The organism is Nitrosospira briensis (assembly GCF_900115125.1).
Taxonomy (GTDB): Bacteria; Pseudomonadota; Gammaproteobacteria; order Burkholderiales; family Nitrosomonadaceae; genus Nitrosospira; species Nitrosospira briensis_A.
Genome location: NZ_FOVJ01000001.1, coordinates 1,004,615 through 1,026,575 on the forward strand (window position 1 = coordinate 1,004,615; position 21,961 = coordinate 1,026,575).

The 21,961-nt window shown below is 51.3% G+C and carries 23 protein-coding genes and 3 tRNA genes; 8 read left to right on the forward strand and 18 right to left on the reverse strand.

The features are described from left to right. Window positions 1-21 precede the first annotated feature (21 nt). The 4 genes from BMZ14_RS04505 to gshA form a co-directional block, all read right to left on the reverse strand. Entirely contained in the window at window positions 22-519 is a 498-nt protein-coding gene (locus BMZ14_RS04505) for an NlpC/P60 family protein (RefSeq protein ID WP_256208384.1), read from the reverse strand. Between the two features lie 460 nt (window positions 520-979). Continuing rightward, window positions 980-1,432 carry a PAS domain-containing protein gene (locus BMZ14_RS04510; protein ID WP_074795078.1) on the reverse strand — a complete coding sequence of 151 codons (453 nt, stop codon included), beginning with the start codon at window positions 1,430-1,432 and terminating at the stop codon, window positions 980-982. A 70-nt stretch (window positions 1,433-1,502) separates the two neighbouring features. Beyond that, window positions 1,503-1,991, reverse strand: a complete 489-nt coding sequence (locus tag BMZ14_RS04515; RefSeq protein WP_074795080.1) for an SRPBCC family protein — start codon at window positions 1,989-1,991, stop codon at window positions 1,503-1,505. 272 nt (window positions 1,992-2,263) lie between these two features. Then, window positions 2,264-3,928 (reverse strand): glutamate--cysteine ligase, encoded by a 1,665-nt coding sequence (gene gshA, locus BMZ14_RS04520; protein WP_074795082.1) that lies wholly within the window; start codon window positions 3,926-3,928, stop codon window positions 2,264-2,266. A gap of 183 nt (window positions 3,929-4,111) precedes the next feature. On the opposite strand from gshA, the gene BMZ14_RS04525 reads away from it, so the two are divergent. Then, complete coding sequence (locus tag BMZ14_RS04525; protein ID WP_074795577.1) at window positions 4,112-4,528, forward strand: winged helix-turn-helix transcriptional regulator; 417 nt, start codon at window positions 4,112-4,114, stop codon at window positions 4,526-4,528. Window positions 4,529-4,603: 75 nt separating this feature from the next. On the opposite strand, the gene BMZ14_RS04530 is transcribed toward BMZ14_RS04525, so the two are convergent. From BMZ14_RS04530 to BMZ14_RS04540, 3 genes are all read right to left on the reverse strand, one after another. After that, window positions 4,604-4,990 (reverse strand): VOC family protein, encoded by a 387-nt coding sequence (locus BMZ14_RS04530; protein WP_074795084.1) that lies wholly within the window; start codon window positions 4,988-4,990, stop codon window positions 4,604-4,606. 102 nt (window positions 4,991-5,092) lie between these two features. Next, window positions 5,093-6,436 (reverse strand): N-succinylarginine dihydrolase, encoded by a 1,344-nt coding sequence (astB, locus tag BMZ14_RS04535; protein WP_074795086.1) that lies wholly within the window; start codon window positions 6,434-6,436, stop codon window positions 5,093-5,095. 53 nt (window positions 6,437-6,489) lie between these two features. Further along, window positions 6,490-6,810 carry a hypothetical protein gene (locus tag BMZ14_RS04540; protein ID WP_074795088.1) on the reverse strand — a complete coding sequence of 107 codons (321 nt, stop codon included), beginning with the start codon at window positions 6,808-6,810 and terminating at the stop codon, window positions 6,490-6,492. Between the two features lie 376 nt (window positions 6,811-7,186). Here BMZ14_RS04540 and BMZ14_RS04545 point away from each other — a divergent pair, with 376 nt between their 5' ends. Further along, on the forward strand, window positions 7,187-7,930 hold the full coding sequence (locus BMZ14_RS04545) for a GNAT family N-acetyltransferase (protein ID WP_074795090.1): 744 nt from the start codon (window positions 7,187-7,189) through the stop codon (window positions 7,928-7,930). 96 nt (window positions 7,931-8,026) lie between these two features. On the opposite strand, the gene BMZ14_RS04550 is transcribed toward BMZ14_RS04545, so the two are convergent. Together BMZ14_RS04550 and BMZ14_RS04555 are read right to left on the reverse strand one after the other, a co-directional pair. Beyond that, window positions 8,027-8,668 (reverse strand): PEP-CTERM sorting domain-containing protein, encoded by a 642-nt coding sequence (locus BMZ14_RS04550; protein ID WP_074795092.1) that lies wholly within the window; start codon window positions 8,666-8,668, stop codon window positions 8,027-8,029. A 179-nt stretch (window positions 8,669-8,847) separates the two neighbouring features. Beyond that, on the reverse strand, window positions 8,848-9,543 hold the full coding sequence (locus BMZ14_RS04555) for an HNH endonuclease (RefSeq protein WP_074795094.1): 696 nt from the start codon (window positions 9,541-9,543) through the stop codon (window positions 8,848-8,850). 245 nt (window positions 9,544-9,788) lie between these two features. Here BMZ14_RS04555 and BMZ14_RS04560 point away from each other — a divergent pair, with 245 nt between their 5' ends. The 4 genes from BMZ14_RS04560 (at window position 9,789) to BMZ14_RS04585 (ending at window position 12,210) form a co-directional block, all read left to right on the forward strand. Next, window positions 9,789-10,220, forward strand: a complete 432-nt coding sequence (locus BMZ14_RS04560) for a hypothetical protein (RefSeq protein WP_074795096.1) — start codon at window positions 9,789-9,791, stop codon at window positions 10,218-10,220. Between the two features lie 450 nt (window positions 10,221-10,670). Then, a complete protein-coding gene (locus BMZ14_RS04575) occupies window positions 10,671-11,087 on the forward strand; it encodes a nitrosocyanin (protein ID WP_256208385.1) in 417 nt (138 codons plus the stop codon). Window positions 11,088-11,333: 246 nt separating this feature from the next. Continuing rightward, window positions 11,334-11,519: a CsbD family protein gene (locus tag BMZ14_RS04580; RefSeq protein WP_074795102.1), complete on the forward strand. Its 186-nt coding sequence runs from the start codon at window positions 11,334-11,336 to the stop codon at window positions 11,517-11,519. After that, on the forward strand, window positions 11,500-12,210 hold the full coding sequence (locus BMZ14_RS04585) for an HIRAN domain-containing protein (RefSeq protein WP_143071881.1): 711 nt from the start codon (window positions 11,500-11,502) through the stop codon (window positions 12,208-12,210). Before BMZ14_RS04580 ends, BMZ14_RS04585 begins: the two co-directional genes overlap by 20 nt. 11 nt (window positions 12,211-12,221) lie before the next feature. On the opposite strand, the gene BMZ14_RS04590 is transcribed toward BMZ14_RS04585, so the two are convergent. From BMZ14_RS04590 to gltX, 5 genes are all read right to left on the reverse strand, one after another. Then, complete coding sequence (locus BMZ14_RS04590) at window positions 12,222-13,193, reverse strand: restriction endonuclease (protein ID WP_218144975.1); 972 nt, start codon at window positions 13,191-13,193, stop codon at window positions 12,222-12,224. Window positions 13,194-13,242: 49 nt separating this feature from the next. Further along, a complete protein-coding gene (locus BMZ14_RS15595; RefSeq protein WP_371265577.1) occupies window positions 13,243-13,560 on the reverse strand; it encodes a DUF6538 domain-containing protein in 318 nt (105 codons plus the stop codon). A gap of 87 nt (window positions 13,561-13,647) precedes the next feature. After that, window positions 13,648-13,723: transfer RNA gene (locus BMZ14_RS04595), tRNA-Glu, on the reverse strand. A gap of 46 nt (window positions 13,724-13,769) precedes the next feature. Continuing rightward, window positions 13,770-13,845, reverse strand: a tRNA-Ala gene (locus BMZ14_RS04600). Between the two features lie 115 nt (window positions 13,846-13,960). Then, the gene (gene gltX, locus BMZ14_RS04605; RefSeq protein ID WP_074795107.1) at window positions 13,961-15,358 is read right to left on the reverse strand and encodes a glutamate--tRNA ligase; all 1,398 of its coding nucleotides are present in this window, start codon (window positions 15,356-15,358) and stop codon (window positions 13,961-13,963) included. 179 nt (window positions 15,359-15,537) lie between these two features. Between gltX and BMZ14_RS04610 the strand changes: the two genes are divergently transcribed. Then, window positions 15,538-15,612 (forward strand) — tRNA-Val (locus tag BMZ14_RS04610). 283 nt (window positions 15,613-15,895) lie between these two features. On the opposite strand, the gene BMZ14_RS04615 is transcribed toward BMZ14_RS04610, so the two are convergent. Together BMZ14_RS04615 and BMZ14_RS04620 are read right to left on the reverse strand one after the other, a co-directional pair. Next, window positions 15,896-16,516, reverse strand: a complete 621-nt coding sequence (locus BMZ14_RS04615) for a response regulator transcription factor (protein WP_177186906.1) — start codon at window positions 16,514-16,516, stop codon at window positions 15,896-15,898. 4 nt (window positions 16,517-16,520) lie between these two features. Further along, on the reverse strand, window positions 16,521-17,876 hold the full coding sequence (locus BMZ14_RS04620; protein ID WP_074795112.1) for a cache domain-containing protein: 1,356 nt from the start codon (window positions 17,874-17,876) through the stop codon (window positions 16,521-16,523). A gap of 533 nt (window positions 17,877-18,409) precedes the next feature. Here BMZ14_RS04620 and BMZ14_RS04625 point away from each other — a divergent pair. Continuing rightward, window positions 18,410-19,108, forward strand: coding sequence for a Crp/Fnr family transcriptional regulator (locus BMZ14_RS04625; protein ID WP_074795114.1), 699 nt, complete (start codon window positions 18,410-18,412; stop codon window positions 19,106-19,108). Window positions 19,109-19,143: 35 nt separating this feature from the next. Here BMZ14_RS04625 and BMZ14_RS04630 read toward each other — a convergent pair whose 3' ends face one another. Together BMZ14_RS04630 and BMZ14_RS04635 are read right to left on the reverse strand one after the other, a co-directional pair. After that, window positions 19,144-20,562 carry a TolC family outer membrane protein gene (locus BMZ14_RS04630; protein WP_074795116.1) on the reverse strand — a complete coding sequence of 473 codons (1,419 nt, stop codon included), beginning with the start codon at window positions 20,560-20,562 and terminating at the stop codon, window positions 19,144-19,146. Window position 20,563: 1 nt separating this feature from the next. Beyond that, window positions 20,564-21,916, reverse strand: coding sequence for an HlyD family type I secretion periplasmic adaptor subunit (locus BMZ14_RS04635; RefSeq protein ID WP_218144976.1), 1,353 nt, complete (start codon window positions 21,914-21,916; stop codon window positions 20,564-20,566). Between the last annotated feature and the right edge of the window lie 45 nt (window positions 21,917-21,961).

The following is a 21,961-nucleotide window of genomic DNA, read 5'->3' on the forward strand; positions in this document are numbered from 1 at the left end:
GATCTGCGGAAAGATAACGCATCAGATATCTAGCCGCTTCGCCTTCCAGTATGCGGACTTCCAGTAGCTTTCATCCAGTTCGGAGATGGTGACGCCCTGGCTCGTTGAGGCATGGAGAAACTTGCCGTCCTCCAGATATATGCCTACATGCCTGTCCTTTATGCCGGTCTTGAAAAAAAGCAGATCACCTGCCCGCAACTGATCTTTGTGTACACTCTCGCCCAACTGTGCCTGAAACTCTGTCGATCGCGGCAACACGACGCCAAGTTTCGTTTTGAACGTCACGTGAACGAAACCGGAGCAATCAATACCGCTTCTGCTCAAGCCACCCATTTGATACCTGGTATTTTTCCATTGATTGTACTGGGCATACAGAGTTTTTTTTACCATTGGCGTATTGCCGAGGTCTACTTGAGCCCCTGGCACATGCACGACCTTAGCGCCACCTCTTTCGGGTACGCTACTGCATCCTGCGAGCACTGTAATCATAACGATGCCCGCAACCAGGCTATTCTTCACGAACGCCTCCCTTGGAATAAATTGCTTTACTGATACATAACAAGCACTCAGGTTCTTCTTGAGACATGAATCAGAATGAACTGACGACCTTGCGCTGGCGATGAGTCCGGACACTCGTCTGTCATCGCGGTCCTACCCGGTCTTCCGAGCGCTACACGAATTTTAAGGGATCATGCGGAAGCTCAGCAATAAGCAGATGACGGTTATTTTAACATCTCCCGGCATTGACCCTGGTTTTCCGGTACCTGCCGGGATGAACCTTATACGAAAGTGAATGCCATGTCGACGCCGCTATCGACTCGGTAATATCCAGGGGACAGGCACTAAAGCATGGGGAGACGCATAAGGAAGCGCCCACATTGAAAGCCACTTCTCGGTAGCGGCTAAAAGATGGAGCCGGGCAAGAATGCAATGGAATAAAAAAGGAGCTTGAGGACTACCGTACGGTCAAAATCATGGCTTATTTCGCCAAGGCCTCCAGACGATCATTCAGCCGTTTGATTTCCGCCTCGGCAAGAATCTGTTTGGTTACATCATATTGCACGCCCAGATAATAGAGCACGCGCCCACTGGAATCGAACAATGGTGTAATCGACAGGCGGTTATAAAACAACTCCCCATTTTTTCGATAATTTCTAAGCGTAACCTCGGCGGCTTGCGTATTTTTTATCGCTTCGTGCAGCTGGATTCTCTCCACTTGATTCTGGTCCGCGCCCTGCAGGAAACGGCAATTTTTTCCGATGGTTTCTTCATTCGTATAGCCCGTCATCATGGTAAATGCGCTGTTGGCATAAACAAGCGGCATATCTTCCATGTCGGGATCGGCCAGCGTTACGCCATTGACGCAGGAATCCAGAATAGCGCACAGAATTCTGGGGATTAATCCGGAGTCCTTATGATCCACGAAAAGCATTATTCTCTCCTATATTCCATTTAAGTTTAGTAAACCGATGCCAATAGAAAAATAAATTAAATGGACAGGATCAGTTATGGTCAGGAGCCGCAACCTCTGCTTCAACCAGTTTCTTGATATTTTTTACCGTTTTTTCGGTACCCTCCTGGACCGCAACCCGGATAAGCTTCTCGAAAGGCCTCATGAACATGTCGAGACTAAGCAGTTCGAAAGTAAAGGTAATACGGCTTGCAGATGCAGGGCTGGTTGCTTCAAAAATATAATCACAGCGATAGGGGTTGGATACCCCCTCGAAGCAAATGCGCTTGCTCGGTTGAAAAGCCATGACCTTGAATGTCGACTCCGAGCGTCTACCCTGATCAACGCGAACCTGCTTACAAACGGTTCCCACTTTCACCGGTCCTTCGGTAATCGGTTTCAATTCAACGACTTCCGGCGACCACCGGGGATAGTTTTTCAGGAAATTTGCGCCAACGAAATTGAATATGTCCTGCGGCGGGCGTTCGATTAATGCATTGGCCTTGCCGACTACAGGGGTATCGTTGAACATGCCGAACATAAAATGTCTCCTGCTACGCGATAGCCTTTAAATTTTAACGAGCCATTGGCTGAGCTATTATTTTTTATTCTTATTTATTACCAGATCTGAAAGCATCAGCCACGCGCCATTAACAGTATAGGTGGTAATGCAAACGTTCGTGCGCGATCATAACAATTCCGCTTGTGAGCTTTCGATGAGGCTTTAGTCCACATCAGGCCGGCTGCAAATCCGGATAATATTGCCGCTTGACCCGCTCAACGTAATTTCTCAGGTAATCCCTGCTCAAGCCGTTAGCAAGAGCGCTTTGCAGCATGGCCATTATTACCATACCCCGAGCCAGGAGAAACGTGCTCCGGCGAGTAAATTTTGCTGGCCGCGCCGTCCTGAGAAAAATAATCGCTCAGGTATTTATCAAAAGGAATTTCGGTGGCGTTGTTCAATCGTTCCTGTTGCTCAAGCGATGCTTCAACCTGCAAATCAAAATCTTTCTTTATCGAAGCATCCAGTCCGGAATTCTGAAAGTAACTTTTGTATTCGCGGGATTTCTGCAATACCAGGTCGGTAATCGACAGCCTCTGGTCCCTCATTTCCGCCAGCATTCTTGCGGAAGAAGTTAAATCGGGATAGCGAATGACTTCCATTTGTTTATGCAGCGCTCTCGTGTAACGTTTATCGCTATTGCCATTATCCAGCACCTCGCAGATCTCCTGCATTTGCTCGCAGAGCATCGATGCCCAGTCCCGCAGTAGAACTTTCCGTCCGTTATTCAATAACTTCAATGCGGGATCTCGTCCCTTGTTGGCGACAGACAATGTATTGTGGTTAATCTCCTCATACTGCTTCACGCCATGAGCGGGACTTCGGGAGAACAGGCAGAGCAGACTGAAGGCTTCAAGAAACCGGGCGGTTTCAATGGAGATTCCCGCTGGCTCGAAGACGTCGATATCCAACGAACGTACTTCGATATATTGAATACCCCTGCTTCTCAATGCCTGCAGCGGCCTCTCATTGGGCCTTGTCACCTGTTTGGGCCGCACTGACGTGTAATATTCGTTCTCGATTTGCAGGAAATTGGTATTTAGTTGACGGTACTGGTCGCCCACCTTGGTTCCCACTCTTTCATAATCCAGATAAGGAATCGATGTGGCTCTGCTCAGGTCACCTATGTACTCGTCAAGATTATTGAAGGAGATATGAAACATCGCCTGAACGGGACTTGCATAGCCCAGCTCACTCATCCTCAAAGAGGTGGCAAAAGGCTTGTAATACGAGGTCTCGTCAAATTTTTCCAATGCAGCGGAATAGGCGGAGTTGCGGCTATCCATGAAGCTTTTGCTGACCGCCGGGGACGAACCAAACAAATAAGGAATAAGCCAGCCAAAACGCTGCAAATTCCTGATCATTCCCATATAGGCATGAGCCGTAAACGATTGCAGGTCGCCGTTATGCTTCATGACTTGCTGGTATTGCGGCCAGAAGGCTTCCGGAAGTGAGTAGTTGAAATGAATTCCGGCGATAATTTGCATGCAACGGCCGTAGCGGTAGCTGAGGCCCTGCCGGTATAGATGCTTCATCCTCCCCACGTTGGATGTGCCGTAGCGGGCGATGGAAATTTCCCCTAGGTCACCTATAGGCATGCTTGCTGCCAGCAGCAGTTCGTCATTGATATTTACACACACATATTTGTGCAGGTCCGTCAGAAAACCCAACATTTTGCTTTCGTCGGATAATGCCGGCGTAATCAACTCCAGCAGTGCCTCGGAATAATCTGTCGTAATATGGGGATGAGTCAATGCAGCGCCCAGTTGAACCGGATGAGGCGACAGCGAGATCGATCCCCTCGGCGTGATACGAAGCCCTTCTTTTTCAATGCCTTTCAAGCCGTGGATCAATAGCGGCTGAAGGGATTTGTCTATGGGTCCTTCACGGCCGGCACAAGATGATTTGTCTGACATTTTTTACTCCAATAACGCCGGTAATATGCCAGCGCGTTAAGAAAAATACGGGCGCAATCCTGATTTTTTGAGTATCAAATGACTTTCAATAAGCAAGCGAACGCAGCTTATCTTAATATATTGCAAATTGCAAGTAACTATACTATAGTATTTACTCGACAATTTTTCCTGGTAAGCAAGCTTATGAAAGACCCTGGGGTGGTGGAAGTAAATTCAGCTTTTGAACGGTCCTGCTGCCCGCTTACGAATGCGCTGGATATTTTTGGCGATAAATGGACGCTGCTGATCATTCGGGATCTGGTTCTAGGCAAGAGACGCTACCAGGAGTTTTTGTCCTCGCCGGAAAAAATCGCGTCCAATATACTCGCGCATCGGCTGAAGAAACTGGAAGCCGCGGGACTGATTACCAGACAGCCTTACCAACAGAGCCCTGTACGCTATGAGTGTTTCCTGACGGAGAAGGGAGAGAGCCTGTCGCCTGTACTGACGGCCATCATTTCCTGGAGTCGGAAGCATTATCCTGATACGCAGCCATTTCAGGTGATCGGACAACGCGAGGAAAGCAACAGCATGGAACGCGCAGGCGAGGCCGCGGGATAGCATAAAACGGACAAATCCGTCGCTGTAGACGCGGCAGTATTTGTTCTCCATAGAAAGCTCTTCCCGTCCTTCCGTTCATGCCTTCTCGGGCATTTTATAATCCACGGTCAGCATTTCCAGAAGATGCCCGCTGGGGTCGCGAAAATAGACGCCGCGCCCGCCATCGTTATGGTTGATGCTCATGTTTTCCGGAGTGAAAGGACCGCTGCCGTATTTGATATTCTCCGCTTTCAGGCGATCGAATATCTCGTCGAATTCCTGCTCCGATACTTTGAATGCATAGTGAAGCGATTCGAACTTTTCCTTGTTATCGAAATCGAGGGAAAGCGTATCATTTACCTTCACAACTACAAAATGGGAAAAATCGCCGACATATTCAAAACCGAATATTCTCGAATAGAATCTTGCGGACCCCACCTTGTCGTGCGATGGCACGATAGTGTGATTAAGTGTGATGGCCATAATTTCTCCCCTGCAGAGCTTCGTTGTTGAAATCCGGCCAACCAGCGAAATCCTGCCGGAAAACCTTGTGAGACCAGTCTACAACCCTATCATGAGATCAAGCTATGGTTTCTGAAAATCATAGATCTGCCCAAGCGCCAGTATACGAGTAAGCTCGTCCAGCGCGGTTCGGCTCTCCCGAAGCAGTAAGGGGTCTGCCAAATCCGGCGGCGAGATGTGGTCACGATAATGTTTCTCGATCCATGCTTTAAGTTCATTGTAGAGATTCTCGTCGAGAATAACCCTGCTGTTCTTCATTACCCGCTCCATTTCCGGCTCGGCGAGTACGATACGCAACCGCAAGCAAGCCGGCCCACCGCCGTTCTTCATGCTCTGGCGTAAATTCACGTATTCCACGCGAGTGATGGGATTGGCTGCATCCCGGACGACACGTTCGAGAAAAGTCCGCGCCGAATCGGATTCCTGACATTCGGACGGCGCCAGGATCATCATTTTTCCGTCTGCAAGACTGATCAGCTGGCTGTTGAACAAATAAGTGCTTATTGCCTCGGCAAGGGTAATATCCGGTTCGTTCGCCCTTATGAAGTGCACCGGATAATCGCAAGCCCTTGTTATTTTTTCCTCCACCTCCAGCCGGTCGTAAAATGCCGCTTCGTGATAGAGCAGGACGTTGCAGTTCGTCACTGCAAGCACGTCATTGTGAAACGCGCCGGCATCGATCGCAACAGGGTTCTGCTGTACAAACAGTGCTTTTGAATGCCTGATGCGGTGGAGCCTGGCAATGGACTCGCTCGCTTCCAGGGATTGGCGCGCAGGGAAATTACGCGGTTTTGGCATTTCGCGATTCGCGGATCGGCCAAACACGAATATTTCCAGCCCCGCTTCGGCGTGACTTTGACACAGGCGCATGTGGTTGGCCGCACCCTCGTCGGCAAGATAAAGATTGGGCGGGAGGGGATCGTGATGCTCGAAATAGCGCTCGTCGTTAAATACGCGTTGCAAAACCCCGGCCGTGGCCGATGGCTCGATGCTTCGATGGAACTGGGATGGCAGATTCGCCGGCGTTATGTGTACTTTTGCATTCTCCGTATCCGCGCCAGGCGAAACGGTTGCAGCGTTTGCAACCCACATGCTGGAGGCCGAGCAGCATGCACGCAACAACCCTGGCGCCGCCGCAGACGCCAAGTTAATGACGTTCGCATCATCACCGGAAAAGCCCAGCTTCCTGAGCATATCGACCGCGGGACGATCTTGCGGCGGCAATACGCCCTGCCTGATTCCCAGGTCGGAAAGATGTTTCATTTTTGCCAGGCCTTGCAGAGCCGCTTCCCGCGGGTTCGAGTCCGTCAGCGCATTTTTCCTTGCCGCAACGTTTCCCTCTGCCAGTCCGCTGTAGTTATGCGTCGGCCCGACCAGCCCATCAAAATTGACTTCGTATGCACTCATGAAAGCATGATAAAACCGGCTCGCCTGGTTACGTTTCCCATAGTGCCCTGGTTTCAGCTCTGCGGCTGAGGCTCTCCTTGAGGCTCTTCATGACCAGCGGTTTTTCGCGGTAAAGGCACGGCGTTGGCGGCAGCGTTTTCAAGCCGCCGAGCTTTTTTCTCCAGGCTTGCTACCACCAGTTTCTGTATGCGTTTGTGGGGAAGCGCCTCGCCTGCCGCCCATCGGCAAACCGTCGAGGAGGCGAACTCGAATTCATCCGCGATTGCGCGCTGCGAAACCCCGGCAATATCGCCGTGCTCGACAATCCACGAAAATTCCGCAAAATCACCGTTCCACTCTCCGCAAATCTGCCGATACTGCGCTATGGTAACCATTATCCAAACGCCTCCATTCGTCAAACGTACATCATACTATTGCTTGCATGATGGAGTTATATTTAGATGAATTTCTCTTGTATGTCAATTCATTACTTTAATAAACGCAATGCCACTTCATTAAAATAGCGGAATTGCCTCCGTACCTTGAATTGATTTTTCGTCCTGTCGCCCTTATATAGCGCTGTCGCTACCTGGCGATTAACAAAGACCGGGCTCTTCCGTTCAAAAGCCGCGCGTGTGTCCGGGTGTACGAATGAAGATACCGCGTGCCGGCGTTTGGAAGGGGCGGGAACGTTGAACTGGATTGGGATTCGATATGTAAAAGTGGATTGGCGGAACTTAAGAGCGCAAACAGCGCAACAGGAGCCCGGACATGGTGACAATGCATGCAACGATCAGGGCCGCCTGCCTCGGCGATCTTGAACATATATTGGCGGAATATGGCGAGGCGATCAGAAATCTGCCGCTGGAAGAATCGGCAAATTTGCTATCGCGACCCTATGACAAGTTCAAGTCAGCCGTTGAGAATGGGCTTTTTTTCGTAGTGGAGAATGCTGTCGGGAATTTCATGGCTGGCGCAGGCGTTTTTGATCTTGCCGATCCAAGCGAGAAAGAACTGGGAATGTGTTATGTAAAAAAGGAGTGGCGCGGCTTTGGACTGCAAACACTCCTTTTGCAAATTCGGATTTGCGCTGCGACTCTCGGCCAGGTTCGTGACAGTAGCACGAACAGAAGCTATGCAGCGCTGATTATCGGTGTAAAACCGGCCAATGAACACTCGGCTGTAAATACCGTGGAGATTGGCTTCGAACCTCTCTCGACGCCCTCAGCTGCACTTTTCGCCGCCTGCGCCTACTGCAGAACACCCCCCGCTCTCGCTTCGGAACGCAAATGCTGCTGTGATTTCTTTTACCTTTCCGATGAGAGACGAGCGGACGCAATAGAGAAAAGCTTGCAAATGGAGCACTGGAGCAGGACGAAGAACGACAATCAACTCATCGTAGCATTGAAAATCCGCCATTTGCTGGATATGGATTTTCGAAATGCGCTGCAAGACGCTGTATGTGAACTCAGGTCTCTGAACAAGCCCTCAGCGATGCGCTTATACGGCGAGTGAGTTCCGGCTCAACTGGTGTAGAACCGTAAAAGCAGCGGCCGCAGACACAGGCTGCGGCCCACTCATCTTGGAAACGCCTCTAAATCCGGAGGGTTGCTATGAGTTGCAATGCGACCCGCCGATAACGTCATCGTTTTTACGGCGCCTGATCACCATGCTTACAAAACCGAGACCCGCTAACATCATTGCATAAACATGAGGTTCCGGTACCAGAGATGTAGAGGTATTGGTCAGGGAAAAACTCAAATCGTTATATTCGCTCGAATTGCCAGTGGTATCGTACAGATCTTCGAAACTCACCAGCGTTGTATTCGGTAGCCAATTCTGCTCAACCCTTGCATGAACTTGTCCATCTGCGTTGCTTGAAGCCGGCCCGGTAAAAAAATCCTGACCTGTATTGTTTACATGCAAGCGAAACATCAACTCTGTTCCGCTTGCAAATGGCCCCAGGTTTTTGGTCTCGCCGACAGTCGAACCAAAATTGTTGAAGACAAACAGATCATTGGAGAGATCGCCATCGTTACCTGGGTTCCCCGAGGAATCCAGCATGAGATAGAGGTCATTACCGTAAGTTGCGGAATGTCCCTGGTAGATTGTCGCCACAGTATCCGCCGTGCTGGCAAAGATCGGCAAACCTTCTGTTCCAGGCGTTGCGACCGGCGCTGCATAAGTAGAAATCGATGCTATCGAAGCCAATACTGCCGTAATTAATGTCAATGGTTTGATTTTTTTTGTCATGGGGTATCCTTGAATTGGATGAATGTGTTATTCGAGTTAATCCTCCAGCCTGATCTGACTACGCCTGCACGATGTTGCTACAAAACAGCCGCCACAGTTACTTTGCATAAGTTACTCTACAATAAATCATATAGCCCATTCTCGCAAGAAAATGTAGCGGTAAAAGCACGCTATCCAGCTCAGTCCAGGCTTAATCTGGGGACGTTATCGTATAGCCAGGCTGCCAATGCCTGAGCGTTGGCGCCGTAATGTATTTCCCGGTGACAATTGGGGCAAAGCGCAACCGCATTTGACACCGTGTCCGCCCCTCCCTCCGCCAATTGCCGAACGTAGTGCAATTCCAGGTAAGGCAGGCCGTCGGTTCCCCTGAACGACGCGGGTTTCTCACAGCATTCGCAAATACCTTCCGCCTGTTGTAAAACCCAGGCTTTAACTGCCGCGTCCCGTTGAAATTGTGTGACCAGTACACGCCTGGGCTTCGGGTTCTGATTGCCGCTTGGCTTGTGATCGTTCTTTTGCCGGGCTTTCTCTCGCACCGTAATCTCGAAAGCAGCAATGCGCGCCACTTTTTGCCCTTCAAGCTGGGTAAGCAATTTTTCGATCTGATCCGCGATATCGGCATCCACGTTTTTTGCCGGTTTCAGACCCGTCAGCCAACTGCGCCCCATTAGCGAGAGCACATACGAAATGTTTTGCATGCGCTGCTCGAACGCCTTTTCACTTCGGCCGAACGTCTTCGCCAGTTTACTGTAGTAGTGTTGTTTTATGATGAGATGCCCTGCCCGCTCGTTTCGCTGCATCTCGACGTAAGCTTCAACCGAAGCTTTCAGTTCTTCATTGCTCCAACCCTCGCTCAGTGCTGTCAATAACTTCATGCCGATGATTCCTTGAATTCACGACCATCAAAGGCCGTCAAGAGATAACTGCGAAGCTGCTTCCACCCGAATGAAAACTCTGCAAATGGTGCGGCACCGCACAGAACCATGCAACCCCCATTCCTAAAATTATTTGGGACTTATGCTGTTTTTACTGTTTTTAATATCCCTCTGGATAAAACTGGTTAACGATAGCGAACAAGAAGAGGGAATTTCCGACGCCCATTTCTTAATTGGAGCCATCTATGAAACCTTATTCGATTTTCAGCATGACTGCCAGATTTATAGCCTTGCTTGCCATAACGATCGGTTTTAGCGGCGCTGTTTATGCTCAGGATGGAATGTCTGAGCCGGATACATCAAAATCCACGGCAAAATCCGCTGACGGGAAAATGAAACAATTGCCCTGTGGCGGACCCAGCGCCATAACTTGTCCGCGCGGCATGTCGTGCGTCGATGATCCCGCAGACAAGTGCGACCCCACCAAAGACGGCCTCAACTGTCCAGGCAAGTGTGTCGCGGGTGGTGGCGAGCAGAGCAAAATCAAGCAACCGTGTGGTGGACCGACCAGAATTGAATGTATTGGTGGCATGGTATGCGTGGATGATACCTCTGACAATTGCGATCCCACCAAAGATGGCCTTGACTGCAAAGGGATATGCGTGCCCCGCCCATAGAAGTGGTTTCGGGAATTCGGAAAGTTGGACCACAGCTGGACAGGTCGGCCCTCTTCTTCACAATGCCGGTCACGAGGGCCGACGGTACGCTCGCCAAGGAGATTGCCGAGCGCAAAGAACGATTGAACATACACGGAATATACCGGCAGCCCGGCGTACTATCCTGCCCCTGCCAAACCCGCTGATGACGGACTTTTGTGTTGAGGCGGCGTCGAAAGAGACCGCCTCTACGGCACGCCTGACGTCTTCAACATTTATCCGGGCAGCCAATTCGACAATCTTGGATGCCGGATACGCTCGAGTGCCCTGGTTGACCAAGCGGGCAGAAAATCGCACCTCGAGTCCATATTTCCTGGGACAGCTTGCGATTGACATCCGCGATTATCCCATTTAGAGTATTGCTCCTTCGATGCCAATTAATTAAAACGTAACCTTGAGGAAAGGAGAGTAATGATGAAAATAACCAAAACAGTGTTTGCAGGTCTTGCGTTAGGGTTGTTGTTAGTAGGAACTGCGCAGGCAAAGGACCAGAAATTCACGGTTGTTATCAATGCCTATGACACCACGATTCCCGAGCTTAACGTTGAAGGGGTAACTGTCAAGAACATTCGCGCTTTTAATGTTCTCAATGAGCCCGAGACCCTGGTTGTAGAAAAAGGGGATTCCGTAAAGATTACCATAAACAACAAATCGCCTATCAGCGAGGGATTTTCGATCGATGAATATGGAATCAAGGAAGTGATCAAGGCTGGGGAAACCAAAACCATCACATTCAAGGCTGACAAAGTCGGTGCCTTCGTCATTTGGTGCCAACTCCATCCCAAGAATATCCACCTGCCGGGCACCTTGAATGTCATAGATGATTAAAAAGATCTTACTAAGCCGGTGAAGAAGTAGCAGAATCGGCCTGAGAATACTCGCTCTACAATAAAAACCCGCCGATCAGGCGGGTTTTTCATTTGTCGAACTGAAGGAATTCCCGCGTCACGCGAATCCTGCCGGCTTCAGAAGCTGCGAAAGATAATGAGTGTGTGTCCTACCGAACAGTCTGAGTAAAGCTCATCTGGTAATCTGAGTTCCTTGTTACTCAATTCCTTCAAAGGAGAACTTATCATGAATAAAGATCAGGTCAAAGGGACAGCGAAGGATGCCGCCGGTAAAGTACAAAAAGAAGTCGGCAAGTTAACAGGAAGTGAAGAACAGCAAATAAAGGGCCTCGCCAAACAAGGGGAAGGCAAAGCACAGAAAGGAGTGGGAGACGCGAAGGAAGCGGTCAAGGATGCAGTTGACAAGTTGTAGATCTGATTTACCAGCTTATCCTCCGCCTTTTAAAACCCGCCTCGGCGGGTTTTTTATTGGACGAAAAATTTCGAATTGTTCCGCCCTTATCAAGGCAAAAGATTTTAGTAATTACATTCTCTCGCCGGTGTACCTTGGTACAGTAGGCGGCAGACGATCCAGGCTCGTAAAATCGGTCTTGCAGTGGCGCTATTGCCACTCCCCCGATAAGGAGCCAAGAGTGTTTGAATTTTTCGTAGCCGTCATTCTTATTGCCGTCTGCTGGTTTTTGTATCAATCCCGAGTTTCATCCCATATGCCTCTGCGCAAAAACCCGATTCCCCAGAATGTTTATGAGTGGCCGGAGCATTCCGATGAATTCGACATCGTTGGGGAACTGCATTATCAGTCGGCGATAAAGTTATTGGCTGGAGCCAATGACGAGCATGTTCGCAGCAAGGAATATCGTGCATTCCTCATTCCGGAGAATGACAATCCTTACGATGACAAGGCGATCCGGGTTGATATAGAGGGGATGGTTGTTGGTTACCTGAGCCGTGAAGACGCAAGAAGTTTTAGACGACGCCTCGGCGCGAAGAAGCTCGTCAACAAAACAACTGCATGCAACGCTTACGTCACTGGCGGCCGAACCCGTAACGGCCAGAAATGCGTATATGGAATATGCCTGAACATCAAAGAATTTGGATGGTAAGTGACAGGAATCTACTCAAAGAAATCCTCATCAACCTTCTTTAGGTACAGCACTTCTTCATTTCTACAGCCTATGTTGTACCTGATCATTAGTTGAGCTAACTGAATGCCATCAATGAGCACGATGCGCGAGTGGAGATCCCGAGCGGTCTGTACTGCGGATTGACTGAAAGCTGAGGTAGTAACAAAAATTCCCTTGTGGGCACGCTTGAGGCTCAAAGCCCCGTAAAAATCCCGTATAGTTCCTGCTCCAATATTATTCCCCTCTGCATAGCGTTTAGCCTGCAAGTAAACCTGATCCACTCCCAGCGGGTCTTGATCGATCACACCATCGATCCCATCATCGCCACTCTTTCCTAGTGCTCGCCCCGCCTCTTTAGAAGTCCCCCCATATCCCATTGCCAAGAGAAGCGAAACAATCAGTTTTTCAAAGAAAGCTGGGGGACTGTTCCGTAGACGATCTAGTAATTCGCTTGCGAGGGTGGCGGTAATCTTCCGATGAGCCTCGCGCAGGGTTTCATCCGGCGTCGAAGGCTCAGCCAGTGATTCCGAAATTTCTGCTAGAGGGGAAGTTAAATCGATATCTGCTTCCCTAGCTCGGTTTTTAAAATCTTGGTAGTCCGGGAATTGCTCAAGAAATGCGTTATTGATTACGTTGGAAGTATTTGCAAGGGCAGCACGTCCCTTGTCAGTAATCACAAAATATCCCCTGCGCGTACTGCTAACCAGCCCAGCCTGTTTGAGGTAGCTCTTCGCCCAATGGACTCGATTAGTGAATCTTGTCTGTTTGCCACTAGGAAGAAGTTCGGCGCGCTCTTCGCCGGTTAACTTAAACCGATCTGCCAGTTTCTCTACAACGCTAGCATTGGAATTTTCCCCGGTTGCGACGCACTCAAGCACAGGGCGCATCAATGTCTGATAATCCGGTATCATTTTTCTTCTCAATAGAAATTGTTCCAACTTCTTTACGGCTGGCGGCTTCAAAGGTTTACAGCTTTCAATACCTCGTGCTTTAACCGCTCCATCTCTTCAGCTAATCGCGCAACCAAGGGCCCGAACCACAGGTGCTCCCAACATTGCTTCCCGCGTGACCTGCATATACGCTCAATATCTTTGTGGGCAGATTGCCCAGTGCATGGGCAGCGAGATAACTCCTCTGCCGTTGAAATTCCTGAACGAGCCTAATGGATTCAATGCGTGCAAGTCTCTCCGCCTCCCTCCGGTCCTTGGTTTTAAGGCTGAAAATCATTTGAGAGGAGGGGTAAAGACTTAGGAGGTCTTTAGGAACGCGCCTGCGGAAATAGTATGTCCCGTTGCGGCTGAATACGTGAATTTGAGAAGCCGTGTCCACCCTTCACGTGTAACAGTATGCGACACATGAAAACTGAACCTGTTGATTGCTCGGGTATAATTTCTACTCAAGCAGTTGAGGATGAACTGGCGTCCCCAAGGGGATTCGAACCCCTGTACTCACCGTGAAAGGGTGATGTCCTAGGCCACTAGACGATGGGGACAAAAAGACTAATAAAACTGCTTGCTACCGTTGCGAGTGCCTGAAACTGGTGGAGGTAAGCGGGATCGAACCGCTGACCTCTTGCATGCCATGCAAGCGCTCTCCCAGCTGAGCTATACCCCCGACAAAATGAACGCGAATTATACTGAGCCGTCCCAGCCCAGTCAACGTAAAGCGTCAGTATAGTATGAACGCATAAAACGCGGGTTGCGTGCGGCCATATGCTGAGTCCGCAAAATCAGGCTGGAAAACCTGTCAACTGGTCGTCCATGCGCTTCAGCGTCTCCTCCCTGCCAAGTACCTCCAGCACTGCATTGATGGACGGGGTTTGCGCTGTCCCTGTCACCATTACCCGCAACGGCATAGCTATTTTGGGCATCTTCATGCCGGAAGCGCTGGCGGCAGCCTTGATTGCGTCGTGAATGGCGTGGCTTTCCCATTCGACTGCGGCAAACTTCTCCCTCAGTTCGAGAATGACGGGCCTGGCTTCCGGGGTGAAATGCTGCGCCTTAAGTTCCTGAGCAGGCTCCAGTGGGCGGAAGAAATATACCGCGGCATCCGCCAGCTCTGCGACGGTAGTGGCCCGTTCCTTGAGCAGATTTACCACGTTCGGCAGGTCTGGCAAGCCGGGCGCTGAAGTGTTGCAACCGTTTTCCTCAAGAAAGGGCGCCACCAATTCAGCCAGTCGCGCACTGTCCGCCATCTTCAGATATTGCTGGTTAAGCCATTGCAGTTTTTCCGGATTGAATTTGCCCGGCGAACGGTTGATCGACGAAAGATCGAACCATTCGACCAGTTGTTCGCGGCTGAATATTTCTTCGTCACCATGCGACCAGCCGAGACGGGCAAGATAATTTATCAGCGCCTCGGGCAGATAGCCGTCTTCGCGGTACTGCATTACCGAAACCGCGCCATGGCGTTTGGACAGCCGCTCGCCATCGGGCCCCAGTATCATCGGCACATGGGCGTACTGCGGCAATGGGGCCCCGAGGGCTTTCAGGATATTGATCTGGCGCGGCGTGTTGTTGACGTGATCGTCGCCTCGAATCACATGGGTGATATTCATATCCAGATCATCGATCATCACGCCGAAGTTGTAAGTCGGCACGCCATCGGCGCGCAACAACACGAGGTCGTCAAGTTCGCTGTTAGCTACGGTAATGTCACCCTTCACCAAATCGCTGAATGTCACCTCCCCTTCCTGCGGACTCTTCAGCCGCACCACCGGCTTCACCCCTGCGGGCGGCGTTTGCCTTGAATCACGCCAGCGCCCGTCGTACCGCGGCTTCAGACCCGCCGCGCGCTGCTGCTCGCGCATGGCATCCAGCTCTTCCTTGCTGGCGTAACAGTAATACGCCTTATCTGAACGCAACAACTGTTCCGCCACTTCGTGATAGCGAGCCAACCGTTGCATCTGGTAAAACGGCCCCTCGTCATAATCGAGCCCCAGCCAGGCCATGCTATCAAGTATCGCCTGAGTCGATTGCGCCGTGGAGCGTTCCAGATCGGTATCTTCTATCCGAAGAACGAATTTGCCGCCGTGCTTGCGGGCATAAGCCCAGGAAAACAGCGCGGTACGTGCGCCGCCAATGTGGAGATAGCCGGTGGGGCTGGGAGCGAAACGGGTGCGGATCATGAGGGGATGGACTTGCCGAGGTGAAAGCCCGCTATTTTACGTGAAATACCGGGTCAGCCGTGACTTACGTCGCTCGCCGTCGGATTACATCGCTTGCAGGGGCCGGGTCGCGTTGACCGAAAGCGCGTGTTTATGCTCTAATTGCGCCTCCCCAACCGGTTATCTGTCGACTAACCGATGGGCGGTTAACTCAGCGGTAGAGTGCCACCTTCACACGGTGGAAGCCACTGGTTCGATCCCAGTACCGCCCACCAAAAGTATCCAAAGAAGAAGGCCACAAACGTAGTAACTATAACGTTTGTGCTCTTTTTTCATGTCCTGACAAGTCTACAGGGATTTATTAAAACCCGCAGTGGGCACAAATGTAGCAGGGGTATTGTTGATATCAATATATGAATATTCCAATCAATATTCACTGATACCAGGCCTCCAGGATTCGTTCTCCTTAAAAAAAACCTCAACTATTTGGATAATGCGCCCGTCAGTGCCTGCCCAGGGCGACCGAAAGTTGCTGTCTGCTGCTTCCGGCAGCAAGGATCATTCCGATGGATACTCTGGGCAGCGAAAGCGATATTCCACCCCCAGGATGACGAGCAGATTGGGATTGCTCGTTTCCTCTTCCGGGAGGACCGCCTTCAGTTTCTGCCAGATATTGTGCCGGTGGGTATTTACGGTGGCCTCGACTATCTCCATTCTGGCTGCGATCCTGGCGGTATCGTATTTGTGGTGGCCGGTGAGCCACAGCACCCGCTTCTCGCTCAGCGTCAGATCCGGTTCGGGTTGGTATTTATCTGGAAAAATCCTGTTTCCCCCCGCCACCGTACGAATCGCCTTAAAAATATCCCGCGATTCAGCATCTTTTATCACGTAACCATTTGCTCCTGCCGCTATTGACCGGCGGATGTACGCATCCTCCTTATGCATCGTGACCATGAGTATGAGGAGCCGCGAATAACGGGCTCGAAGCCGGGAGGCCAGTTCGATGCCATCCGTGCCTGGCATGTTGATATCCAGCAGTACGAGGTCGATATCCGTTTTCTCCAGAAGACTCCACGCTTCCTTGGCGCTTCTGGCTTCCGCCATCACCCTAAAGGAAGTCTGGGTTTCGAGCAGGCCTCGCATGCCGTGCCGGAATATGGGGTGATCGTCGACGATCATTATCTTAATGGGGAGGTTGGGCATGATTTTTGGGTATCAGTCGTTGTAAAAGGGGTCGGGGAATGGTGGCGGTGACCTTCGTGCTGCCTGGCCTGGAGGTAATGGTCAGCGACCCGCCCGCTTCTTCCACGCGGGCTTTCATGTTGTGCAAACCTGCCCCGCAGCCGTGACCAGAAGTTATGCGTTCCGGATCGGACCCGATGCCGTTGTCCCATGTGATGAGTCTCACCGCGCGCCTGCTCCCTGTCAGGCGCAGCACTGCCCTGCTGGCACCCGAATGCCGCTTGACGTTTGACAGGCATTCCTGGGCGAGGCGATAGAAGGCGAGAATAGCGCCCATGGGAAGACCTTCGACCCGGCCGCGAGCGCGGAAGTGCATAGGGGTGACGATGTCATCCATGTCATGTACAAGCTGGCGCAGCGCTGCCGACAGTCCGAGGTCCTTCAGGATCATGGGATGCAGGCCATGGGAGATTTCCCGCGTCTCCCGCAGGACATCTCTCAAATCCCTCTCCAGATACCGGAACGTTGTTTTCGCCCGGGTATAGGGCGCTGGGACATCCGCAAGCTGGATGAGGCCGGTACTCGCCTGTAGCCTGGCAGCCACCAGCCGCTGACAGATCCCGTCGTGCAGCTCGCGCGACAGCCAGGCTCGCTCCTTTTCCTGCGCCTCGCGCCGACCCCTGATGTTGAGCATGAGGCCGCAGACGATGATGACTGCCATGCTCAGCGATGCGGCCACGCCGATCCACAGCAGAGTGTCGTAGTTGTTGACGGCCACCTGTTCATCCACCTTCGCCAACACGCCATGCACATCATCCAGGTAGATGCCCGTGCCGAGTACCCATCCCCAATTGGGGAGCAGGACGGCGCGGGTAAGCTTGACGGCGGGTTTGCCGGTGGATGGCTTTTCCGTTGCATACTGAACAAAGCCGCCCCCCTCGCGGGCCTTCCTGATCAACATCGCGATGGTCGGGTAGCCATTGATGTCGCGGTAATCCAGCCTGTTTTTTCCGATCATTTCCGGCTTGCGCGAATGCACGAGCAGATTTCCTTGCAGGTCGTACACGAAAAAATAACCGTCATTTCCATAGTCCAGCCGGTGCAGGATGTCCTTCGCTTCGGACAGTGCCGCTTCATCCGTGCGGCCTGATCCATGCAGCGGGGCGATGGCATGCTGCGCCAGCATCAGGTAGTTCCTGAGTTCGTCCTGCTTGCTGGCGAGATACGCCGGCTCGATTACTTCACGCTGCTCCCGAGCCAGGTCGACCGACTGGTGATTGACCATCAAGGCAACTGTGCAAAGCACCAGCAGGAGCGGCGCCAGAGCCAACAGGATGAGTTTTCGCCGGAGCTTCATGCTTGCATTATGCGTGAAGCAGACACAGGCGCATCCATAGCGCTAAGTAGATGGGCTGCATACATGTGTGGTTTCCTTTCTTTTTCATTATCCGTTCCGCCAGAAAAGCGGTTTCCCTCTCATCGGCAATTCCGGTTATACCGGCGGGCTCATTAATAGTTCTGCGTAGATGGCGTACTGATTCCTGCGCTTTTGCGCACTTTGGTTCAGGAGTGCAATACCTCAATCCGAGCCGCGACTGTATGCGTGATCTGGACTCACCAAGGCCCGTATAGGGATAACTCTTAATTCTAAAGGAGAACGACATGAATCAGCGGCGAAAGAGAAGCGCGCGGCTAATGAAGATCCCAGTGCGGGGGCGCTGCTGGGCAACATCGTCCGACCTCTACCGAAGGACTGAATCTGGACCTCACCGTTGCGCTCATACAATGTTTGAAAATCTATCAGGGACCGCGTCGATGGAGGAGTTGACAAGTTGCTGTGTTGGCTGCGGCGGTAGTGTACTCAACGATTTAAAAAAATAGGAGTTGGGAATGGCCGCGGCAAATACATCAGCTGAACGAGGCGGCAGGCCACTTGCAGGTATCGAAGAACTTCAAAATCTATCGCCTGCGGAGCTGGAAGCAGTGGCTGTCTACTGCCACTGGCACAGATATGCGGCTGGGAAAGTCATTATCAGGCAACCGCATGATAGTACTTTTTTTATTGTGCAAGGCATGATACAGGTTATCTATTATTCCCGGGAAGGTCATGAGGTTATTTTGTACGACTTATCGAGTGGAGACATGTTTGGAGAACTGGCGGCAATTGACGGTCATACTCGTTCGGCAACTGTGATTGCTAAAAAAGATTCAGTGTTGGCCTCCCTGCCGACACAATCTTTCCTGGATCTCACTCATTCAAACAGAGAGGTATATTTAGCTGTTCTGAAGCGATTGACAAGTCAGGTAAGGCATCTTATAGACAGGGTTTATAGTCTTAGCACACTGAAAGTTTCGGACCGTATTCGTACGGAGCTTCTACGCCTTGCGAAAACGCATCCAGCAGCACCGAATCGAGGCGTAATCTCCCCGATACCAACTCACGCGGAGCTCGCTAGTCGCCTCAGCACCCATCGTGAGGCGGTAACACGCGAATTAAATGAATTAGCCAGACAAAAGGTGATAGCCCGGACAGGGCGTGATCTGCACATTCTTGATATGACCAGTCTGGGAAAAATGGTGAATGGTTAACGCGATAAGCGGTTCTTTCACTAGATTGCCTCCCTTTACCTGGAAGTATACGTAATTGCGCTATTAGCCGTTTCCATTTTGTTTCCCGTGGTTGACGCCACATCTATTGATACCGGTGAGGTATCGCTGGAGGTGAAATGGATGGCGATATCATGCAAATCGCTGATCCCGACTATTCCTGCGGCCTTCCGTAACCGAAGATAGGCAAGCAGATAGCCATAACGCGCCTCAGCCAGATCCCGCTTTGCTTCAAATAACCGCTGCTGGGCATTAAGGAAATCCAGATTGGTTCGCACCCCACCCTTGATGCTTTTCATGGTGGCTTCCACCAGAAAGCTCGCTGAATCGACAGACTTTACAAGGGCGGCAATACGAGAAGTGCTTGTCAAAGCAAGATTAAACTGTTTACGTAATTCCACGGTTATTTGATTCGTTTTCGTCTCAAGATCAGCTTTCGCTTTTTTGTAGCCGGATTTTGCCTGGCTCGTCATGGCACTGACGTTACCACCGGAATACAAAGGCAAGCTTACTTGAACGCCTATGCTTTGCGTAAGCGCATCGATTCCAACCAGAAGAGGGTTATCGGATTTGTTGCGCGCGATCGCTGCCACAGCGTCCACCCGCGGGAAGTGGCCTGCTTGCTGCTTGCTAACTTCCTCCCGCGCCACATCCACCGCGTGACGCCGAGTGGCAATCTCGGGATTATGTTCCAGGGCGATTTCCTTCCAGTCATCAAATCGTCCCGGCTGCAGGGGCTTGACCCGAAAATCATCCGATAATGGATCAAGTTCCGTGACATCCTCGCCAATGATGGAGGCCAACACATAACGTGCGTTTGCAAGATTGTCCTGCGCTTCAAGTAGTTGTGCTTCCGAGAGATCATATCTCGCCTGTGTTTCGAGGGCATCCGTTTTTGTACCCTCACCTTTTTCCAGCAAACGTTCGTTTGCACGGCGCTGCTCCTCCAAGGCTGTCCGTTGTGCAGTGACTAGCACCAACTGATCCTCGGCGTACTTCACATTAATATAGGCCCCTACAAGGCGCAGGATAAGCTCTTGAGCCTGGTTGGAGAATTCGGCGTTGCTTTGGTTCGTTTTTGAAATGCCTTGTCTATAGCCGGCGAATGCCCCCAGGTTGATAAGCGGCTGTCTTAGCTGAATGGTAGCGGTTTGACTTTCATAGCTTCGCTGGAGGTTGATGGCTTGACGGGTAAAATCCTGCTGGTTCTGGTTTATAGAAAAACTTGCTGAGAGGGAGGGGAGCAACGCAGATCGTCCAATCGCCGCGAGTTCCTGCCCCGCCCTGTTTTCGTGAATCGCTGCTCGATAAGCGGAGTCGTTCGCCAACGCTGTTTCGTAGACTTGCACCAATCCTACGGCCATTGCCTGCTTCGGTGGAAACAGTGCCAGTAGGCCCAGGGCTGGAATAATCAGACGGCGCGCACGAATAGCCATCCTAATCCTCCGTCATAGCCATTTTTAAATGGTCCAGTATCGGCTTCAGGATGTAGTTCATCATCGTACGCTCACCCGTCTTCACAAACAGATCAACTGGCATTCCCGGTTTGATCTGCAAGCCAGCGATCATTTTTATCCCTTCAGGCGCCACCTTGGCATGCAATTTGTAGTAAGGCTCTCCTGTGTTTTCATCAACAAAGCGATCCGCCGACACCTGAGTCACTATTCCTGGCATATGAGGCGTCAGATTGCGGTTGAATGCGGTAAATATAAGTTCTACCGGAAGATCGAGATGGACTTTATCGATCAGATGCACTGGCAGGCGACCCTCAACCATCAATGGATCATCTCGAGGAACAATATCCATCATCTTAAAACCGGGGGCAATTACACCGCCTCGAGTGAAGACGTTCAAGCCGACTACTGTGCCATCCACCGGCGCTTTGACCAGCACGTTTCCGAGGTCGTGATCATGACCGCTTAGCTTGTGGGCAAGCATCTCCGCTTCTTTTTGTACATCCGGCAACTGCGAGCGCACTTCCTTCTGGTATTCCTGCTGGCGCTGGATACGCCGCAGCTTCAATTCGGCAATTTGCCGCTGCCCGCGCCCGATGTTGCCAATGTCTTCAGACATCGCGCCGCTGATCTGCGCGTACATTCGCTCCAGTTCCAGCAATCGATTGCGCGCCACGTAACCTTCAGAGGCCAAATCACGCATCCCGCCCAACTGCTCTTGTAAAAATTCCAGTTGTTGTTTTTTATTATCCCGTGATTTCTCCAGACCACTGGTTTGCAACTTCAGGCCAGAAATACTCTCATCCATTGCGGACAACTCGCTCTGTATTCCCGATAGTCTGGAGCTGAATAGATGCTGCTGCATCGCGATATAGTTGAAAACAATCGGGTCGTTTTTCATCTTTTCCAACTCCGCGGGAAAAACAATGGTCTTTTTTCCCTCACGCTCGGCAATCAAACGGGCCTCTGCTGCACGCGCGGCAAAATATTGGACCCGCGTTGTCTCGGCGTTGGCTTTGACTTGCACGCTATTCATGCGAACCAGTACGGCACCCGCGTCAACCACATCTCCATCTTTCACGAAAATGTCTTCAATCGTTCCACCGGTTTGATGCTGAATGGCTTTCCTGCTGGTCGCCACCGTAACAGTTCCGCTAAGCGGCACCCCTTTATCGAGCGGAGCCAATGAAGCCCACAATAAAAAACCTCCGATACCCGCGATGACGACTCCCCAACCGAGGCGGATGTACCGGACAGCATCGCTGTCTACTCCTGAAAGCGGCGATTCCTGGGGGCAGCCATAGGTACTGCCGCTGCTCTGCAACTTCATCTCCATTTTGTCCCTCCATGGCCTCAAACTCGTAAAGCAGGACTTGGGTCC

What these genes read in the sequence shown, in the direction of transcription:
- BMZ14_RS04540 (WP_074795088.1), bottom strand. Translation starts at nt 6,810, where the DNA reads ATGGTTACCATAGCGCAGTATCGGCAGATTTGCGGAGAGTGGAACGGT.
- gltX (WP_074795107.1), bottom strand. Translation starts at nt 15,358, where the DNA reads ATGATCCGCACCCGTTTCGCTCCCAGCCCCACCGGCTATCTCCACATT.
- gshA (WP_074795082.1), bottom strand. Translation starts at nt 3,928, where the DNA reads ATGTCAGACAAATCATCTTGTGCCGGCCGTGAAGGACCCATAGACAAA.
- BMZ14_RS04615 (WP_177186906.1), bottom strand. Translation starts at nt 16,516, where the DNA reads ATGATCGTCGACGATCACCCCATATTCCGGCACGGCATGCGAGGCCTG.
- BMZ14_RS04585 (WP_143071881.1), top strand. Translation starts at nt 11,500, where the DNA reads ATGCAGTTGACAAGTTGTAGATCTGATTTACCAGCTTATCCTCCGCCT.
- BMZ14_RS04525 (WP_074795577.1), top strand. Translation starts at nt 4,112, where the DNA reads ATGAAAGACCCTGGGGTGGTGGAAGTAAATTCAGCTTTTGAACGGTCC.
- BMZ14_RS04625 (WP_074795114.1), top strand. Translation starts at nt 18,410, where the DNA reads ATGGCCGCGGCAAATACATCAGCTGAACGAGGCGGCAGGCCACTTGCA.
- BMZ14_RS04575 (WP_256208385.1), top strand. Translation starts at nt 10,671, where the DNA reads ATGATGAAAATAACCAAAACAGTGTTTGCAGGTCTTGCGTTAGGGTTG.
- BMZ14_RS04560 (WP_074795096.1), top strand. Translation starts at nt 9,789, where the DNA reads ATGAAACCTTATTCGATTTTCAGCATGACTGCCAGATTTATAGCCTTG.
- BMZ14_RS04630 (WP_074795116.1), bottom strand. Translation starts at nt 20,562, where the DNA reads ATGGCTATTCGTGCGCGCCGTCTGATTATTCCAGCCCTGGGCCTACTG.
- BMZ14_RS04545 (WP_074795090.1), top strand. Translation starts at nt 7,187, where the DNA reads ATGGTGACAATGCATGCAACGATCAGGGCCGCCTGCCTCGGCGATCTT.
- BMZ14_RS04635 (WP_218144976.1), bottom strand. Translation starts at nt 21,916, where the DNA reads ATGGAGATGAAGTTGCAGAGCAGCGGCAGTACCTATGGCTGCCCCCAG.
- BMZ14_RS04620 (WP_074795112.1), bottom strand. Translation starts at nt 17,876, where the DNA reads ATGAAGCTCCGGCGAAAACTCATCCTGTTGGCTCTGGCGCCGCTCCTG.
- BMZ14_RS04580 (WP_074795102.1), top strand. Translation starts at nt 11,334, where the DNA reads ATGAATAAAGATCAGGTCAAAGGGACAGCGAAGGATGCCGCCGGTAAA.
- BMZ14_RS04515 (WP_074795080.1), bottom strand. Translation starts at nt 1,991, where the DNA reads ATGTTCGGCATGTTCAACGATACCCCTGTAGTCGGCAAGGCCAATGCA.
- BMZ14_RS04530 (WP_074795084.1), bottom strand. Translation starts at nt 4,990, where the DNA reads ATGGCCATCACACTTAATCACACTATCGTGCCATCGCACGACAAGGTG.
- BMZ14_RS04550 (WP_074795092.1), bottom strand. Translation starts at nt 8,668, where the DNA reads ATGACAAAAAAAATCAAACCATTGACATTAATTACGGCAGTATTGGCT.
- astB (WP_074795086.1), bottom strand. Translation starts at nt 6,436, where the DNA reads ATGAGTGCATACGAAGTCAATTTTGATGGGCTGGTCGGGCCGACGCAT.
- BMZ14_RS04510 (WP_074795078.1), bottom strand. Translation starts at nt 1,432, where the DNA reads ATGCTTTTCGTGGATCATAAGGACTCCGGATTAATCCCCAGAATTCTG.
- BMZ14_RS04555 (WP_074795094.1), bottom strand. Translation starts at nt 9,543, where the DNA reads ATGAAGTTATTGACAGCACTGAGCGAGGGTTGGAGCAATGAAGAACTG.